The organism is Rhizobium sp. UBA1881, from assembly GCF_002338015.1.
Classification (GTDB): Bacteria; Pseudomonadota; Alphaproteobacteria; order Rhizobiales; family Rhizobiaceae; genus Rhizobium.
On sequence record NZ_DDHH01000146.1, the window covers coordinates 5,892 to 6,607 of the forward strand.

The window sequence follows — 716 nt, forward strand, 5'->3', positions numbered from 1 at the left end:
ATCGGCAGCCCCGGCGGCTCGCGCATCATCACCATCACGCTGGAAGCCATTTTGAATGTCGTCGATTTCGGCATGGACATCAGCCAGGCCGTCAACGCCCCGCGCATCCACCACCAGTGGCAGCCCGACAAGATCTATTTCGAGCCCTACGCGCTGTCGCCCGATACGATCCGCGCCCTGATCGCGATGGGCCACACCATGGACGACGGCAGCGGCCCACCCGTCTGGGGCCAGGCCGCCGGCATCCTCGTCGGCGGCAAGAGCCTGAAAGATATCGAGAAAGGCGGCGGCGCCCGCTACAACGGCGCCATGGACAGCCGCTCGACCGAGGGTTCGGCCGGCGGCTATTAGGAGCACGCCCGTCAACGGATCGTCGTATGCGCGTATTCCGCCTTGATGGTGACCACCGGCTTGGCACCAACCACGCTCGGCCGGGGGCTGTCGATCAGCGACGCCTTGGCCGTGACGGTGTAATCCACAGGCACGTCCTTGCCGAAGTCGAGATAGCTGTCGACCGAATGCGCCTTCACGTCGATCGTCTCATCGGCGTTGAGCTTGTCGTAAGTCAGATGCGCCCTGAGCGCCGCACTGTCGATGGCGACGTTCGAGGCATGCCCCAGCAAGGTCACGTCGGCCGCCTTGCTCAATAGCCCGAGCTTCGCAAACTCCCCGTCGAACCGCGCCATGACAGCTTGCTGGTTGACCTCGATCGACCC

The 716-nt window shown here is 64.4% G+C and carries 1 protein-coding gene and 1 pseudogene; one reads left to right on the top strand and one right to left on the bottom strand.

Annotated features, from left to right (window positions below; all coding sequences use genetic code 11):
* On the top strand, positions 1-351 hold a 351-nt coding region (locus B3605_RS17640), incomplete at its 5' end, for a gamma-glutamyltransferase (RefSeq protein WP_296435316.1).
* Between the two features lie 11 nt (positions 352-362).
* Here B3605_RS17640 and B3605_RS17645 read toward each other — a convergent pair.
* Positions 363-716 (bottom strand): annotated as a pseudogene (locus tag B3605_RS17645) (hypothetical protein); the annotation flags it as partial.